The sequence below is a fragment of the Bradyrhizobium uaiense genome, assembly GCF_010811875.1.
GTDB classification, from domain to species: Bacteria; Pseudomonadota; Alphaproteobacteria; order Rhizobiales; family Xanthobacteraceae; genus Bradyrhizobium; species Bradyrhizobium uaiense.
The window spans coordinates 1-16,940 of sequence record NZ_VKHP01000017.1 but is presented as its reverse complement, the minus strand read 5'-3'; the positions used below and the strand labels follow the sequence as shown (position 1 = coordinate 16,940).

General features: G+C 61.4%; 16 protein-coding genes and 1 pseudogene. 2 read left to right on the top strand and 15 right to left on the bottom strand.

The window, feature by feature from the left end:
* Positions 1-87: 87 nt before the first annotated feature.
* Positions 88-1,059 carry a Dyp-type peroxidase gene (locus tag FNJ47_RS06925; protein ID WP_163151956.1) on the top strand — a complete coding sequence of 324 codons (972 nt, stop codon included), beginning with the start codon at positions 88-90 and terminating at the stop codon, positions 1,057-1,059.
* Positions 1,060-1,133: 74 nt separating this feature from the next.
* Here FNJ47_RS06925 and FNJ47_RS51065 read toward each other — a convergent pair whose 3' ends face one another.
* The 8 genes from FNJ47_RS51065 to FNJ47_RS06890 form a co-directional block, all read right to left on the bottom strand.
* Positions 1,134-1,589 (bottom strand): PDC sensor domain-containing protein, encoded by a 456-nt coding sequence (locus FNJ47_RS51065; RefSeq protein WP_235999557.1) that lies wholly within the window; start codon positions 1,587-1,589, stop codon positions 1,134-1,136.
* Positions 1,580-1,954, bottom strand: coding sequence for a hypothetical protein (locus FNJ47_RS51060; RefSeq protein WP_235999556.1), 375 nt, complete (start codon positions 1,952-1,954; stop codon positions 1,580-1,582). The genes FNJ47_RS51065 and FNJ47_RS51060 overlap by 10 nt, the downstream gene beginning before the upstream one ends.
* A gap of 19 nt (positions 1,955-1,973) precedes the next feature.
* Positions 1,974-2,978, bottom strand: coding sequence for a SphA family protein (locus tag FNJ47_RS06915; protein WP_235999555.1), 1,005 nt, complete (start codon positions 2,976-2,978; stop codon positions 1,974-1,976).
* A 33-nt stretch (positions 2,979-3,011) separates the two neighbouring features.
* Positions 3,012-3,953, bottom strand: coding sequence for an HlyD family secretion protein (locus tag FNJ47_RS06910; RefSeq protein ID WP_163151954.1), 942 nt, complete (start codon positions 3,951-3,953; stop codon positions 3,012-3,014).
* Positions 3,953-4,195, bottom strand: a complete 243-nt coding sequence (locus tag FNJ47_RS06905; protein ID WP_163151952.1) for a DUF3302 domain-containing protein — start codon at positions 4,193-4,195, stop codon at positions 3,953-3,955. The genes FNJ47_RS06910 and FNJ47_RS06905 overlap by 1 nt, the downstream gene beginning before the upstream one ends.
* Before the next feature lie 53 nt (positions 4,196-4,248).
* Positions 4,249-4,602, bottom strand: coding sequence for an HdeA/HdeB family chaperone (locus FNJ47_RS06900; RefSeq protein ID WP_430649360.1), 354 nt, complete (start codon positions 4,600-4,602; stop codon positions 4,249-4,251).
* A 199-nt stretch (positions 4,603-4,801) separates the two neighbouring features.
* Entirely contained in the window at positions 4,802-6,454 is a 1,653-nt protein-coding gene (locus tag FNJ47_RS06895) for an arylsulfatase (protein WP_235999546.1), read from the bottom strand.
* A 10-nt stretch (positions 6,455-6,464) separates the two neighbouring features.
* Complete coding sequence (locus FNJ47_RS06890; protein ID WP_163151950.1) at positions 6,465-7,472, bottom strand: formylglycine-generating enzyme family protein; 1,008 nt, start codon at positions 7,470-7,472, stop codon at positions 6,465-6,467.
* An 805-nt stretch (positions 7,473-8,277) separates the two neighbouring features.
* Here FNJ47_RS06890 and FNJ47_RS06885 point away from each other — a divergent pair.
* Positions 8,278-9,246, top strand: a complete 969-nt coding sequence (locus tag FNJ47_RS06885; protein WP_163151948.1) for an AraC family transcriptional regulator — start codon at positions 8,278-8,280, stop codon at positions 9,244-9,246.
* A 54-nt stretch (positions 9,247-9,300) separates the two neighbouring features.
* On the opposite strand, the gene FNJ47_RS06880 is transcribed toward FNJ47_RS06885, so the two are convergent.
* From FNJ47_RS06880 to FNJ47_RS06850, 7 genes and pseudogenes are all read right to left on the bottom strand, one after another.
* Entirely contained in the window at positions 9,301-10,533 is a 1,233-nt protein-coding gene (locus tag FNJ47_RS06880) for an acetyl-CoA C-acetyltransferase (protein ID WP_163151946.1), read from the bottom strand.
* Between the two features lie 61 nt (positions 10,534-10,594).
* The gene (locus FNJ47_RS06875; RefSeq protein WP_430649359.1) at positions 10,595-12,160 is read right to left on the bottom strand and encodes an AMP-binding protein; all 1,566 of its coding nucleotides are present in this window, start codon (positions 12,158-12,160) and stop codon (positions 10,595-10,597) included.
* 43 nt (positions 12,161-12,203) lie between these two features.
* A complete protein-coding gene (locus tag FNJ47_RS06870; protein ID WP_163151942.1) occupies positions 12,204-13,436 on the bottom strand; it encodes an ABC transporter substrate-binding protein in 1,233 nt (410 codons plus the stop codon).
* A gap of 60 nt (positions 13,437-13,496) precedes the next feature.
* On the bottom strand, positions 13,497-14,258 hold the full coding sequence (locus tag FNJ47_RS06865; RefSeq protein WP_163151940.1) for a crotonase/enoyl-CoA hydratase family protein: 762 nt from the start codon (positions 14,256-14,258) through the stop codon (positions 13,497-13,499).
* A gap of 14 nt (positions 14,259-14,272) precedes the next feature.
* Positions 14,273-15,064 carry an SDR family oxidoreductase gene (locus FNJ47_RS06860; RefSeq protein ID WP_163151938.1) on the bottom strand — a complete coding sequence of 264 codons (792 nt, stop codon included), beginning with the start codon at positions 15,062-15,064 and terminating at the stop codon, positions 14,273-14,275.
* Between the two features lie 26 nt (positions 15,065-15,090).
* Entirely contained in the window at positions 15,091-16,266 is a 1,176-nt protein-coding gene (locus tag FNJ47_RS06855; protein ID WP_163151935.1) for a CaiB/BaiF CoA transferase family protein, read from the bottom strand.
* 206 nt (positions 16,267-16,472) lie between these two features.
* Positions 16,473-16,940, bottom strand: a pseudogene (locus FNJ47_RS06850) (hypothetical protein); the annotation flags it as partial.

The window sequence follows — 16,940 nt, the reverse complement described above, 5'->3', positions numbered from 1 at the left end:
CAATACCCGGACAGACGCCGCGGCGACACGTTGCCATGCAACAGACCTGAAGAGACGATCCTGTTCGACGAGGGAGGTGCGATCACAGTGTCCAACGCAACGCAGACCCCGGAGGCGCGGCATCGCGCGATTGACTCCGAGCCCCAATACATCGATGCGCCAATGACCGCGTCGGCGGCCTTCCTCGTACTAGCAATCAATCCCGGCGATCAGGCTCTTGAGACGGTTCGTGCAGTCCTCGGTTCGACCGCCGATCTCATCAAGGATATCCGGGGACGTGCCAACGGCGAGACATTCACCGCCAACGTGGGAATCGGGCATCGCGTCTGGCTGACTCTCACCGGCAAAGCGGAACCCAGGGAGCTCACCGCGTTCAGGGAGATCAAGGGAGCCAAGCATACCGCGATATCAACGCCGGGAGATCTGCTTTGCCATATCCGCGCCGCTTCGACCGATCTTATCATCGAGTTTGAGAAGATCCTGCTGGAGGCCTTCGGCGACGCAGTCATCGCCGTGGACGATGTCGCAGGCTTCCGGTATTTCGACGGCCGCGACCTGCTGGAGTTCGTGGATGGCACGGCGAACCCCGATGGTCTCGATCTCCCCGCCGCGACTCTCGTTGGGGACGAAGATCCGGACCATGCCGGCGGCAGCTATGTAGTTGTCCAGAAATACCTCCACAATCTGGCTGCCTGGCGGGCTCAGGCCGCCGAAACGCAAGAGGCCATCATCGGCCGGACCAAGTTCGACAATGTCGAGCTGGCGGACGCGAGTGAAGGGCAGAAGTCTCACAAAACACTCTGCACCATCACTGATGAAGAGGGCGAGCATGATATTCTGCGTGACAACATGCCGTTCGCGGTGCCCGGGCGAGGAGAGTACGGGACCTACTTCATCGGCTACTCGCGGCATTTGTGGGTTATCGAGAAAATGCTTGAGCGGATGTTTATCGGAGATCCGCCTCCGCTTCACGATCGCATCCTCGACTACTCAACACCCGTCTCTGGAGCAACGTTCTTCGTACCGCCGCGGCAGTTTCTCGCCGACCTGTCCGACTGACCCGTGCGACTCGAGTGACTCCCGTCGTATCTCGGCGCCAATCTATGATTGCCGTGGACGACGTCGCAGGATGACTAGTATTTTGAGGGTTTCGGTTGAGTCTCGCTCACGGGATCGGAAGCCGGAAACGTTTCTTCGAGACCTTCCTCGAGTTTGGTTTGCTTCATGTCCGCCTCGATCGCCTTCTTGGGATCGACCGCGAGCTTGTCGATGGGCGCAGGATCGAATTTTTTCTTCATGGACTTTCTCAACGATAGACTGGTCCGCTCGGAGTAATGAACCACGTAAGGTCCCGTCAACAGCGTCTTGTCATCTTTAAAGGCCTCCACATACCAAGGCCGCCGGCGCGGGTCGTAAGATGCCGGCCCGGCAATCTCCGCGACCTGAATCAGATTCTCCGAAAGGAACTGCGTTACTGGTGGTGCGGCTGCCGAGCCGGTGCGGGAAATGATCACGACGCGGTAGACCGCGTCTTCATCGACATTCAGGCTCTTGCGAAAGCCGGGCTTGGCACGGTCGATCACGTCCATTTCCAGGAACGAGCCATCCTCATATCCGACATAGAGACTGAAGAGCTGGGGGTTGTTGCTGCCATCAGGCTGTACAGCCTGGTATTGTCAGCGAGGTCGGCCTCTTGGATCGGCGGCAGACCGGCGAGGATCGCGAGTGAGTCGCGAACGCCCTTGAACTGGGAGTCGATGCGATCGGCGCCGAGCTGCGCCACCTTGTCGATAAAGGTGCTCGCCGCAGTCTCTGTGATCGATGAGACGCGCTTGAAGCTGAGATAGACCAGCGTCAGTCCCATCACCAGAACCACGGCGATGAACACCGTAACGATCGAGGTGCGGAAACCGATCCGGATCGGTCGCCGGCTGGTCCCGCGCGCGTCGCTCATCCTGACTTTCGTTGCCTCACTAGTATTTCCGCACGATCGGCTTCGCCGTCCCCGGCTCAGGCGGTGCCGGCGAGATCGCGAACGTGACCCACGTGTTCCAACCCTCAGGACGGTTCTCGGCAGCGAATTCCTTATAGCCCTTGATGTTGAGATAGCCCTGCATATCCCCGACCGGGAACATGAACCCGACCTGGGGCCCGACGCCGGCGATGCGCGAGCGGAAGCCACCCAGCGTTGCGCCCGGGCCGGTATCGTCGGAAATCTGCTGCATCACGTAGCCGACTAGGCCGAGTTGCACATTCGGCGTGACGAAGCGCGACGCGCCCCAGTCAAAATGGAAGTCGACGCCGCTCTGATATTGCGTATCGGGATTCTTGAAATTGTAGGTGAAACCGACGACCCCGGACAATTCGTTGCCGGTCTGCGGATTGAAATAAGTGTATCCGCCGCCGAAATCCATTGCACCATGGCCAATGCCAAGATTGGCGAGGCGCTTCGGATCGTAGGCGCCGACCGGAATGTCGCCCATACCGTAGATCATGATGTTGTTGACGCCCCTGTTCCACTTCAGCGTGACCTGTGGAATGACGTCGCCAATGTCAGTCAGCGCCTCGGAGCGCGACAGGTTGATCGTATTGCCGAGCGGCCCTGTCAGCGACGCGGCAACGGAGGCATTGTTGCGACCGCCGATGCCGAGCACGCTGACTGAGCCGACTGCACCGAGACCCGGCACCGCGAACGTGTAGGTTGGGCCGAAAAACGCGAGATCGCCCTGCCCGCCGACGCCAACATCGAGCCGCCCACCGCGCGGGAAGCGCGCTCCGGCGGCGGAAGAGACCTCGGTGTGGTAATAGACCGTCGCCCAGGACCAGCCCGGCGTGCCCGGCACCGCGGCAAGGCTGCCGAAATTACCGGGCAGCCAGAAGCTGATGCCGCCTTCATCCGCGCACGCGGAGTGTGGAGCTAGAAGCAAGGTGAGCGCACAAAGCCCGCCTGCACCAATTGTCTTGAGATGAGGGAGCATCTTGGCTGTTTCCTTGTGTCTGCTCAATGCACTTCAGAACGGGTTGACGTAGTTGAGAATCGCTACTTGGCGCAGAAGCACGCGGCGCACGATGTGAGTCGGCTTCAGGTGATCGGTGTAGATCGCGACCGTGCCACTCGCGCCGGCGGGCAACCGACGCGTGACTTCTTGGTCATCCAGCCTGATCCGCACGACGAAGGGCACGGCCTCGACCGCCTTCGGTAGAACGGCGGTACCCGAGGTCTGTACCTGGCCCGTTGCTACCGCCTGGAGCACGCCTTCAACTCTGCCGGAATAGATTCGCCCCGGCACAAACTTGAAGGTTGCCTCGATCTCCTGGCCCGGCAAGATGTAGCGCGCGTCGATTTGGTTGATCTCAACACCGATTATCGCGTCGGACGTATCGATGAACGCCATGACCGGTGACAACGGCAAGTTAGCAACCCTCGCGCCCTTGCGCAGCGCAAGGTTCGTGACGTAGCCATCTGCTGGCGCCTTCACCACCGCCTTGTCGAGATTCCACTGCGCGGCCTGGAGCTGGCCCTTGAGCTGATCGACTTCAGATTGCCGCTGCTCGACGTCGAAGGCGCGGCCCGCGTCACGCTCGTACAGTGTCGTCATCTGCGACAGGCGCGTCGACGCCAGCTTCAATTGTGCATTGATGACCTGCACTTGCGCATCAAAAGGGGTCGGATCGATCCTGAACAACACGTCGCCGGCTTTCAGCGGAACATTGGCTGTGACGGGCACGTCGATCACTTCGCCGGCCACGTCAGGAACGATCGACACAGCATTGCGTACCACAAGGGCTGAGCCTTGAGGCGCACCCCAATTCATCGGGATAAGCAGCCCGAACATGGTCAGAAGTAATACGAGGAACGGGGATAGCTTCCAGAACAGGTTAAAGGGCACGATCTTGAAATGCACGAGCAGAAACAACAGCACGAGATAGCTGTTGATAATCACGACGCCCATCACACGTTCTCCGTCTTGCGCGGCGCGGGCACATCAACATAGGCCCAGCTGAACGCGAGTGGCCAAAACGCGAATCCGCAGATCAGTGTGATCCAACCGGCGACCGTGACGGCCTGCGCCCACGGATGACCACGCGCCTTCGCGATGTGTCCCGGCAGCCAACCGGCGATGCAGAACACGCCAACCGCACTCGCGAGCAGTATGATCAGCACGATCCAAGCGAAGATGTCGTATCCGCTCACGATGATCCCCTCGCCGTCCAGACGCAGCGACAGGGGCGCCTGCGCTTTTCGAACTACTTGCCTTCGTCTTTCATGAGGACGTCGATCGCCTCGATGATCTTCACACCGGGATGGGCTTTACAATAGAGGATCAACTGATGCTCACCGGACTTCGCCCGGGTAATGTGCGCGAAGTGCTTTTTGGCGAGACCGTTGTACCAACCGCTGTACCAAGCGGCCAACATGTCGGCGTCTTCCTGGTAGGTGCCTGCAAGCTGCGCGCAGGTTAGCGCTTGCACGTCAATAAAGCCGTTTGCGTCGGTATAGGCGGTTAGTGGGGTTTGTGCCTTCGCTGGTGAAAGCATCAATGCGCCAGCCACCAGCGCCAAGCTCAGATGGTTTCCAAGTTTCATTGCTCTTACCTTCATTCGGCGGCTCGTGGTCCCGTAGGACGGGTTACGCTTGCCGGGATCGTTGATACGATCGTGATCAGAATATGCGCCTCTCAGCGCGGCCAATTGGGGAGGCCGCGTGTAAACGCGGCTTCCATCGCTCGATGTTCGAACGGATCATTCAGAACATGCGCCCCGATTGAAGTGCGCATACCTCGGTTCAATCAGACCCGCGTCACTGAGCTCCCTTCTGCATGCCTTCAATCAGTTGATCCATGCTCAGCGAGTTGCCTTTCTGCACAGGCGGAAACTCGGCGAGGGTCTTCACATGCGCCTCCACGATGTCCTTGATCATGTAGGTTGCATAGGTATGCGCCTGGGATACGAGCGCTCGCGGGCCCGGAGCCTGATCGAACGATTCGAACGGATCCTGTCGGATGTTGAATATCCATGGGATTTCAGCCGCAGTGGTCGTGCCGTAATACCCGTCGCGCATGGCGAAATGCCCCTTCCACCGATCCACGCGCACGGCCTGAATGTGGTTTTCCGCGTAATAGATCATGAAGTTGCGCGCGGATTTGTTCGTCTTCCCTTCCCAGTAGTCGAGATTGTTGAAGCCATCGAGGTAGTTTTTCTTGACGACGCCGGTTCCGAGATCGTCGCCCTTGGCCATACGCTCCTTGATGTCGGTCGCACCGGCGACGGCAGCGAGGGTGACGAACACGTCCTCATGCGACTGAATACCGTTGAGCTCACTTCCGGCAGGGATCTTTCCCGGCCAACGCACCATCATCGGCACGCGGATCGCCCCCTCCCAAGTCGTCATCTTTTCGCCGCGATAGGGCGTCGTTGCGCCGAACGGCCATGTGGAATGTTCTGGACCGTTGTCGGACGAATAGACCACAATCGTATTATCAGCGATGCCGAGATCCTGAAGTTTCTTGAGCACCGAGCCGATGTTGTCGTCATGCTGGATCATGCCGGCACAATGCGGATCGTCGCCACCGGTGAACTCCTTGCAACGTTCGTGATACTCGGCCGGCGCATGCGTGAAGACATGCATGCGGCTCGTATTCAGCCAGATGAAGAAAGGCTTCTTCTCGGAAACGGACTTGTCCATGAACTTGAACGCGCCATCGATGAATTCATCGTCGACGCGCTCCATGCGCTTGCGTGTCAATTGTCCCGTATCCTCGCATTTCTGCTTGCCCCATTTGCCATAGCGTGGATCCTCGCCCGGCTGATCCGTCGCGGTGGCGTAACAATGCATGACGCCGCGCGGGCCGTATTTCGCCTTGAATGCTGGATCAGTCGGGTAACCGTCCATCTCCGGCTCCTCGGACACGTTCAGGTGATAGAGATTGCCGAAGAACTCGTCGAAGCCGTGAACGGTCGGGAAATGTTCGTTCCGGTCGCCGAGGTGGTTCTTGCCGAACTGGCCGGTGGCATATCCCCGGGTTTTCAGAACCTCGGCCAGCGTTACGGTTTCCGGCTTGAGGCCCAGATGATCGCCCGGCAGACCGACCGTGGTCATCCCGGACCGGATCGGCAACTGGCCGGTGATGAACGCAGCTCGGCCCGCGGTGCAACTCGGCTGACCGTAGTGGTCCGTGAAAATTGCGCCTTCCTTGGCGATCCGGTCGATGTTCGGCGTGCGATAGCCCATCGCGCCATGGCTATAAGCACTGACATTCCAGAAACCGATGTCGTCGCCCCAAATAACAAGAATGTTCGGTTTCGCGGCGTTGGCCTGCTGCGCTGATGCCGAAAATGTCAGTGGCGAGAGACTGGTTGCAACAACTGCCGCTGCAAGCAGCTTGCGAAGCATTCGGCCACCCTTCTGGACTTGACCGGTCCGAACGTTGTCTTTCTTGGCGTCATCAATCATTCGATACTCCCTAAATTTCTGAAAGCTCTTGGATCGGCTGCGGTCGGTTCGGGCGCACCACGCACCGGAAGCCAACATGACTGGTCGAAGTATCGACCGGCTCGGCGTGGCGTGCCGCCGGGCGATAGCGGCGGCAATAGTTTGGTGCGCACAGATGCGAGCCGCCCCTCAGGACTTTTCGTGGAATCCTGACCGTGGGCTGACGTAGATCGTAGCTGGCGTCTTCCGGACCGCCGCGCGGATTTTGCGGAATACAGCACGGCTTGGCCGGATCGGCATCGTGCTTCGACGACCACCAATCGGACGTCCACTCCCAGACATTTCCGATCATGTCGTGAACGCCATAGCCGTTCGCTGGAAATGCCGTCACCGGCGACGTCCGCTCGTAGCCGTCCTCGCAAAGATTCTGGTTCGGGAAAGCACCCTGCCAGGTGTTGGCCATATGGGCACCGTCAGGCGTCAGTGCGTCACCCCAGGCGAACTCGGCCTCGTCTAGTCCGCTACGTGCTGCAAACTCCCATTCGGCTTCGGTTGGTAGATCCTTGCCGGCCCATTTGGCATAAGCCTGCGCATCATGGAAGGAGATATGCACGACCGGATGATGGTCGAGAACATTGATGTTGCTCTTCGGACCATAAGGATGCCGCCAGTCGGCGCCCTTCATGAAGGTCCACCATTGGCTCAAATCGCGCAGATCCCCGACGCGCGGGAGTGGCGAAAACACCAGCGAGCCGGCATAGAGCATCTCCGGCAATGCCCCGGGATAGTCGTTTGGGTCCGGCGGAATTTCAGCCGTCGTGACATAGCCGGTTGCTCTCACGAAATTCTTGAACTGCCGGTTCGTCACCGGAGTTCGCTCGATGCAGAAGCCGTCGACCGTGACCTGATGCGCCGGCGCTTCCTCGGGGTAATGCCGGTCCGAGCCCATGCGGAACGTCCCGCCGGGTATCCAGATCATGTCATCAGTATTGACACGATCCGACGGTTGCTCGTTGCGCTCCGCGCCAGCCCGCACCATGACGCCTGTTCCCAACGCTGATCAGAATTACCGCGGGCAATAGTCCCAGAAACCCTGGGCCCTGGACGGATCGGTGTAGTACCAGCACATACCGGGCGCCGGAGCCGCACCTGCATATGCTGCCGCGGTCGCCGCGGTGACGGAGCCAAGCGCAGCGCCGGCTGCGATCGCTCCGCCTACGGGCCAGCCATACCAGCCGGGCCGCACCACTGTTGTAGGACCTGCGACGAAGCCGCCAGGCGACCCAGCGGCAGCGCGATCGCGTCTGACGACGACGACTCTGGTGACGTCGCTAGCTTGATCAACCTGCGCCCCGATCAGGCCAACGGATCGAAGCGTCGACGCCGATGATTGCGAAGAGCATACGATCGATCCAAGAAGCACGAGAAGCGCGACGGAGAGCATCGTACCGACAGTCGTCTCACGCTGATCAAAGCGCAAAATAGCGCGAGATCTCTGCATTACGGTCTCCTTTTCACTCATGAGCGCTGTCGGCCCAACGAGACCGCAAGGCCGCGCAGGAGTCGAGCAGCCGGACACATGCAAGTGCCGCGTCGCCGCTGATCGAGCCCTTCTCGTTGTCGTTGAATCAGAACGATAAACACGTCGTGCTGGACTGTGATGTCCAGTTTGTGCCAAATGTTGCTCGGTGAGCTGCAATGACCCGGCACGCCAACATCGAGGGGCTAAAGTGTCGACGCTTGCCGTACCGCGACCGATCGACGCACTTCGTGCTGCATTTGACGAGAATTGGCTCGAAGCGGCGAGGGTGCGCAATTCCTTCCGTCTTGAAGGATCGGCCTAGATGAATAATTTCGCGATATTGCACACCCAGAGAATTGAGTGCTTCGAAGAGCTTGAGAAGACGATCACCGGCGTACAGCGGGATATCGTTCAGCTCGGGCGCGGCAAGATGCGAGGACGGCTATCGCATGGCACGATTGCAGGTCTTCCCATCGACATTGCAGCTTTCAATCGTGGCCTGAGATCCAGGGGGTTGGTCCGCAAAGACCGGATCACCATCGGCATGCTGACAAGCAGTACCGAGCGCGTGACCTGCGGATCACACGAGTTGTCCCCCGGCGATCTGCTAATTGGACAACCGGGCGAAGAGCTGGACAACAGACATTATGGTGGCGGTTCAGTCCTGATCATCTCTCTTACCCCATCAGATATCGAAGCGATGTTCAGTAGCGAAGGTCGGCCAGCGGATCCGGCATTCTGGTGGGGACACCAATTTAATGGCACCGATGAGACGGTTCGGTGGGTCATCTCTCGGCTCCAGGAATTAGCTGCTCGGCTTGCGAACAATCTGGTCTTGACGGCCCAAGCGGCCGAGTTCTGGAAGCGGGCGATCATCGAGACCGTTACGGCGAGCGCGGTTGCAGGTGCCCCGTCAGATCGCGGTGGACCGCTGCCTTCGGCCTTGAAGACGGTCAGAGAGATCGAAAACTATCTTGACACCCAGGGCGACGGACCAATCCACATATCTCAGATATGCAAAGAGCTACGCCTTTCTCGCCGAACGCTGCACCGTGCGGTGCATGAAGCTCTGGGGCTCGGCCCGATTTCATTCCTCCGACATCGACGGCTGTGCTCTATTCACGCCACGCTCCGCAGGCATCCACAAAACACCGCGACGATTGCGGACCTCGCACTCCAGAACGGATTCCTGAATCTCGGACGGTTCTCTCAGTATTACTATCAATTGTTCGGCGAATATCCATCGGACACGCGACTGCAGGCGAACGAAACCGCATCCTCAAGGAACTAGAGCTATTTCCGTTGCGATGGAGTTGGAACGCGGCTCCAGCATCGCCGAAAGCCATCAGACCCGTTCGATGATGATGGCGGGCGCCATCCCCCCGGCGGCGCACATCGTCACGAGACCGCGCCTGAGATCGCGTCGTTCCAATTCGTCGAGAACCGTACCGATCAAAATCGATCCCGTTGCGCCGATCGGATGCCCCAGCGCGATCGAACCTCCGTTGACGTTGATCTTGTCGCGGTCGATCTTGAGATCGCGAATGTATTTTTCCACGACCACAGCGAACGCCTCATTGACCTCGAACAGATCGATATCATCGAGGGTGAGCCCGGCTCTCGCGAGCACCTTGCGCGTCGCGGGGACCGGCGCGTTCATCATCAGGGTCGGTGAGTCGCCCATATTCGCGGTCGCCACCACGCGTGCTCGCGGCTTCAGGCCGTGCTTGCTTGCATAGTCCGGCGACGCCAGCAGGATTGCAGCCGAACCGTCGACCACACCCGACGAATTGCCGGCGTGATGCACGAAGTTGATGTCGAGGTCCGGATACCGGTCCAGGATCAGTTGGCGATAGGTCGTCCCACGATCGTCGAGCGGAACATCCGCCATCGCCGCGAACGCCGGCTTCAACGTTGCAAGACCTTCGAGCGTGCTGCCCGACCGCGGATATTCGTCATGATCGAGAGCAAGCGCGCCATCCTCGCCGAAAACGGGCACCAGGCTCTTCTTGAAATGGTCGCCCTTGATCGCCGTGTCCGCGCGCCTCTGGCTCTCCTGCCCGAGTTGGTCCAGTTCCCGCCGCGTAATGCCTTCCAGGGTCGCCACGGCGTCGGCGCAGACGCCCTGGTGCGATTGCGGATGCCGGGCACGCAGGCGCAGGTTTCCGGCGTCCATCACCACCGGCCCCTCACCGCGGCGGCCTGCCATCGACATCATCTCGGTGCCGCCGGCGATGACGAGATCCTCTGAACCCGACATGATCGCGTGCGCCGCCATGTTGACGCTGGTGATGCCGGAACCGCAGAACCGATCGAGAGTAACGCCGCTCGCCCGGACATCGTAACCGGCGTCCAGCGCGCTCATCCGGCCGAGGTCGCCGCTCTGCGGGCCGCGCTGCGAGCTGGTGCCCCAGATGATGTCGTCGACATCGGCGGTGTCGATGCCGGTGCGATCGGCAAGCGCTCGCAACACCGTGGCGCCAAGCTGCTGCGGATGAAGCTCGGTAAGCGCGCCCTTGCCGGCCTTGCCGATTCCGCGTGGCGTCCTGCATGCATCGATGATCAGTGCGTCAACCATTTCGTTCTCACAGATGTTGGCAATTGGAATTGTGCAGGCGGCTGGAAGTCTGCAGAGCAGGCTATCCGACCTGTCGCTCCTGACCTGCCCAGTACTTGGAGCGCAGCACTTTCTTGTCCACCTTGCCGACTGCGGTCAGCGGCAGGCTGTCGACGAACTCGATCTGCTTTGGCGCGTGGGTACCGCCCTTCCGCTGCTTGACCAGATCGATCAGGGATTCGGCGTCCGGTTGTTTGCCAGGCTTCGGAACGACCAGGGCCGTGACCGCCTCGCCCCATTTGGGATGGGGGATTCCGATGACGGAGGCCATCGCGACGTCGGGGTGGGACGAGAGCACGTCTTCCACCTCGCGGGGGAAGATGTTGAAGCCACCCGAGACGATCATGTCCTTCTTGCGGTCGACAATATAGAGGTAGCCACGCTCGTCGGCTCTCGCAATGTCGCCGGTATGCAGCCAGCCGCCTGCAAATGTTTCGGCGGTCTGCTCGGGGCGCTTCCAGTAGCCCTCCATCGCCTGCGTGGCGCGGACACAGATTTCACCCGCTTCCCCCGGCCTGACCGGCTGATTGTTCTCATCCAGCAGCGACACCGTGCAGGAGGCCAGCGGGAACCCGCATGATGCGAACAGTTCGGGCCGGCGGTCGTCGTGGTCCGCTTTGCCCAGCAAGCTGACGGGATAGCATTCGGTCTGACCGTAGAGCTGAGCGAAGATCGGCCCGATGCGCTCAAGTCCCTCGACCAGCCGTGTCGGCGACATCGGCGACGCACCGTAGAGCAGCAACTCGAGCGACGAGATATCGATGGCACCAAGCTTCGGATGGTCGAGCATGACGTAGATCATCGTCGGGACCATCATGGTCACGTTGATCTTCTCCCGTGCGATCGTCGTCAGGAACTCATCGGGATCAAAGCCCTTGAGCAAATGCACGGTGCCGCCGCGAGCCAGCGACGGCAGCACGAAACTGCCGGAGACGTGCGTGATCGGCGCGGCAGCGAGATAGCGAGGGGTCTCGGGAAGCCCGAATTCGGCCGCCACCGACTGCGCCGACGCAACCAATGCACGGTGAGTGCGGACCGCGCCTTTCGATTTTCCAGTCGTGCCGCCGGTATAGTTCACGATCGCACGTTCGTTGATATTGGTCAGATCGACCGGCGTCACGGCACCGGCGGCACGCGCGGCAGACAGCAGGTCGCAGCCAAATTCGGCGCGCCCCATCGCGAACGTCAGCTTGAGCTGATGGGCGGCGGCCGCCGCTAGGTCCGCGCCGCGCTGGCCGTGCGTCTTTGGGTCGACGATCAGGGCCGTCGCCCCGATGTCCTCGACGACGGCAAGATGATCGGCGAGCGAGCCCAGCGGGTGCAGCCACGTGATCAGCAGACCGAGGGCCTGCGCCGCGATCCCCGCGCACCAGGTCTCGGCGCTGTTGGCGCTCAGCAGCGCCACCACATCGCCCGTCTTGAGGCCGGCGCTGACCATTCCCGATTGCAAGCCGGCAATCAGGTCGCGCACCGCCGAATACGTCAGGCTGCCGCCATTCCATACGAATGCCTGCCGATCCGGAAATCGCGACAGCGCGCGCAGGATCATAGTGGTCGTCGTCGGCGCAAACCCGATTTGCTCGTTCACCTGCTGCCTCCCTTGCTGCATTTGTCGGCGTGACCGCGCACGCTCAGCCGGCCGGACTGCCAACTTCGCCGTTCATGACTGGCCCGAACAGCTCCCACACGCGGCCATCGAAGCGCCGCATCTGCATCTGCTCGACGGGGTAGAAGTCGGTTGGGCTGGTGTTGACCTTGATGCCCGGCAACAGGACGTCGACCTCGAAATCACGAAGGCTTGCCGCCTGACGCATGATGTTTTCGCGCGAGAGATCGTCGCCGCATCGGCGCAAGACCTCGACCAGGGTCTGCGTCGCCATGTAGGACGAGATGTGCCCCTGGTCCGCCTTGTTCGCACCAGGCATGTACTTATCCATGAACGCATTCCACTTGATCATTCCCGGATCGTTGTTCCAGAGGGGATCAGAGGGGTCCTTGGTATAGGCGGTGCTCAGCACGCCCTTCGCATTCTCCAGCCCGGCCGGCTGCAACACCGACCCGATCGAACCCGAAACGCTGCTCAGGAAATGCGTCGGTTTCCAGCCAAGCTCGGCGACCTTCCTGATCGCAAGCGCCGCAAACCGTGGCGACGTGAGATCCACGAAGACGTCGGCGCCCGCAGTCTTGAGCTTCACGATCTGGGAGTCGGCGGTCGGATCGGAGACTTCGTAGTTCGCCTCGGCCACGATCAGCGACGTCTTCGCGCCAAGACCGTCCTTCAGTCCTTTCAGCACGTCCTTTCCGAAGTCGTCGTTCTGGTAGAGCACGCCGATCCGCGCATCCGGCTTATGCTCCAGGATGTACTTGGCGAAAATCCGGCCCTCGCTCTGATAGTTCGGCTGGAAGCCCATCGTCCACGGAAAGCCCTTCGGATCACCCCATTTGGTTGCGCCGGAGGCGACAAAAAGCTGCGGGACCTTCTTGGTGTTGAGGTATTTCTGAATTGCCGTGTTTCCCGACGTACCGAGCGGCTGAAAGACCAGCAGCACCTCGTCGTTCTCCACGAGCTTCCTAGCCCGCTCGACGGTCTTCGGCGGGCTGTAGGCGTCATCATAGGTGATAAATTTGATCTTGCGGCCGTTGATGCCGCCTTCGTCATTGATCATTCGGAAATAGGCATCGCTTGCCTTTCCAATCACACCGTAGGCAGACGCGGGTCCGCTATAGGGCATGATGTTGCCGATCTTGATCTCGGTATCGCTGACCCCCGGATCATATTTCTTCTGCGCGATAGCCGGCGTGCTCGCCAGTGCAATGCAGGCCGCGAGAGTCAGGGCTTCGATTCTCAGGTCCTTGCGGGCCATCGTTTCCTCCGGTTCCTTGCGTTTCCCTCGCCGACGTACCGTCGGTCGTTGCCTGGTCTCTCAGCGTCCGCGCCAAACCGGCTTTCGCTTTTCGGCGAAGGCGCGAAGGCCTTCCGCACGGTCCTCGGCGTCGAACGCGATCGCCGCGATAGGCGCCTGTCGGCTCCAGGCCTCCTCGTCGGTCCAGTTCGCCGACTGGAAGATGATCTCCTTGGAGGCGGCGAGCGCGGTGGGACCGTTGACAAGAAGCTCCTCGGCGAAGCCAATCGCGTCGGTGAGCGCCTGCCCGTGCTCGCTGATGCGGTTCACCAGTCCATAGCGCTGGAAGAATTCGGCCTCACGGAAGCCGCCGGTCAGCGCCAGCTCCATGGCGATGTGATAGGGAATGCGCCGCGGCAGCCGGAACAATCCGCCGCCGACGGCCGCGACATTGTGCCTGACCTCGGGCAGCCCCATCTTCGCGTCCCGTGCCGCAACGATGAGGTCGCAGGACAGGCAGAGCTCGAGCCCGCCACCGACCGCAAATCCTTCCACCGCCGCGATCAACGGTTTGCGCGACGGCCGCTTGAACATGCCGAAGCCGCCGCGGTGCGTCACTGCGCGCTCGTTGCGGGCCACCGCCTTCAGATCAGCGCCTGCGGAGAACGTGCCTCCGGCTCCCGTGACGACGCCGATGAAGAGATCGTCCTCGGCATCGAGCAGGTCCATCGCCCGGTGCATCGCCTGCGCGGATGCAAGGTCGAAGGCATTCTTGGCCTCCGGACGATTAATCGTGATGACCAGAATATGACCGCGCCGCTCGGTCAGAACACGTTCGCTCATTTTGCCACCGTTGGTCACATTGAGAAGGAGAAGCCGCCATTGACCGGATAGGTCTGGCCGGTAATCCAGTCGCTGGCGCCGGAAGCCAGATAGAGCGCCATGTTCGCGACGTCCTGCGGCTGGCCCGGACGGCGAATGACGTACTTCTCCATCATCTTCTTGAGCCGCTCCGGCTCGGTCTTGAGCCGCGCTTCGATCGGAGGCGTCATCGTTGCGGCGATGGCGATGCAGTTTGCCGTGATCTGGTAGCGGCCGAGCGACCGGGCGATCGCACGCGTGAAGCCGGCTGCACCGGCCTTGGCGCCAGAATAGACTTCGAGGCCGGCCTCGCCGGTGCGGCCGGCGTCCGATATGATGGTGATGATCCGTCCACGACGGCGCTCAATCATCGACGGAATGCAGGCGCTCGCGCAGTTGATCACGCCGTAGAAATTGACACCGATGAAGCTGTTCCAGGCGCCAGGCCCCGTCTCCCAGAACGGCTTGCGCGCCTCCGGATCGGGCATCGCCCCGGCATTGCCGGCGTTGTTCACGAGAATATCGATGCGGCCGAACGCCTCATTGCCCCTGCGCACCATTCCCTTCACGGCATCGAGATCGGTCACGTCGCCAGCCGCCGCGATGGCCTTGCCACCGAGTGCCCTGATTTCGTCGACGACGGCCTGTGCGCGTTCTTCGAAGAAGTCGTTGACGATGACACCATCCGCACCATGAGTGGCGTAATGCAGTGCGATCTGGCGGCCGACACCCTGTCCGGCGCCGGTGATCAAGGCGACATTGTCAGTCAAATCGAGGATTCCGCTCACGCTCTGTTGCCTCTCCGATGAATTGATCACGCCGGCTGGGGTTCAGGCTGGCCGGCAAATCCCACACCGAGCTCACACAGCCTGGATACGTCCGAAGCGCCAAAGCCCCATTGATGGAGCGCGGCCGCCCCGTTCTCGCCGCGTTGCGGTGCCGGTTTGGGCTGCTCGGATGGCGTGCCGAGAAAGCGCGGCGCAGGTGCCGGTTGAACGACGCCGCCGACTTCAATGAAATTGCTGCGGGCGCGATTGTGCGGATGATGCGGCGCCTCCGAAAACCCGAGGACGGGGGTTACACATGCATCGCTGTCGTTGAATATCTCGCACCATTCGTCCCGCGTCCTGGCGAGAAACGCCTTTGCGAACGCGTTGCGCAGCGCGGGCCAGCCGCTGCGATCGTATTGCTTCGGGAGCCCGGCGTCGGCGAGGCCGAGCTTGTCGACCAGTTCCGCATAGAAGCGCTGCTCGACCGCGCCAACGGCCATGTACTGGCCATCGAGGGTCCGATAGCTGTCGTACCATGGCGCGCCACCATCGAGGATGTTGCTGCCGCGCTGCTCCTGCCAGCTGCCTCCGGCGACCAGCCCCCACATGATGGACCCGAGTTGGGCGGCGCCCTCGGTCATGGCGGCGTCGACGACCTGCCCCGTCCCTCCGCGATGCACGTTGAGCAGCGCCGCGACAACGCCGAGCGCGAGCAGCATGCCCCCACCACCGTAATCGCCAACCAGGTTAAGTGGTGGCAGGGGCCGCCCGCCTGCCGGCCCGATCGCCGACAGGACACCCGATAGCGCGATGTAGTTGAGATCGTGGCCGGCATTCTCAGCCAGGGGACCAGTCTGCCCCCAGCCCGTCATGCGCGCGTAGACCAACCGCGGATTGTGCGCGAGCGCAGCTTCAGGCCCGAGGCCGAGCCGCTCCATCGTACCGGGACGAAAACCCTCGATCAGCACATCGGCTTTTTCGATCAAGGCGAGCGCCGCGGACGCTGCCGACGGCGATTTCAAGTCGAGCGTGACCGAGCGACGGCCCCGGCCCGTAACGTCGACCGGCTTGCCGCTGCGGCGCGGCCCCAGGTCCTCGGGCGGCAACGGGCGGTCGACCCTCAGGACATCCGCGCCCATGTCGGCGAGCAGCATCGCCCCGAAGGGGGCGGGACCGATTGCCTCGAATTCGAGGACGCGAATTCCGGACAAAACGCTCAATTTTGCTCCGATCGACCTGTGTGAACGCCAGCTTGCGCGAAAACTACACTCGGAACTGCCTGGGCCGCCCCACCCGCTCCGGGTGGTCTTCGGGTTGCGCCGTGACATAATGTGGCCTTGCTGCCGCCGGGCCGGCCGCGACAATCCCGGCGGAGGACGGAGGTTTGACTGAGATGACGTCTCGCCGGCCGAGCGATGCAGGTGCATCACCCGAGCCCCTTCAATCGATCGTCACGACAAAGCTGTTTCCGCCGCGCGAGGCCGGCCGCCTGCTGCCGCGAGACCACCTGATCGCGCAATTGGTCAAGGCACGGCGGCATCGTTGCGTGCTGGTCGACGGCCTCACTGTCGACGCCTCGCCCCACGAGCTGCGATGCAGTGTCGCTGATTGTTGGATCGACCTGGGAAAAGCTCGCCAGCAGATAGTCCAGCCAGCGGGAAACATCGTTGTCATCGGACGCCAGCGTGAGCCACGCCACGTCGAAGCCGAGTGCGAGCAATTCGCGCCGCCAAGCCGCCACCAATGACGTTTTGCCAGACCCCGCGGGGCCGTCGACCAGCACGCAACGATGCCGCCGTGCCTTGACCAATTGCGCGATCAGGTGGTCTCGCGGCAGCAGGCGGCCGGCCTCGCGCGGCGGAAACAGCTTTGTCGTGACGATCGATTGAAGGGG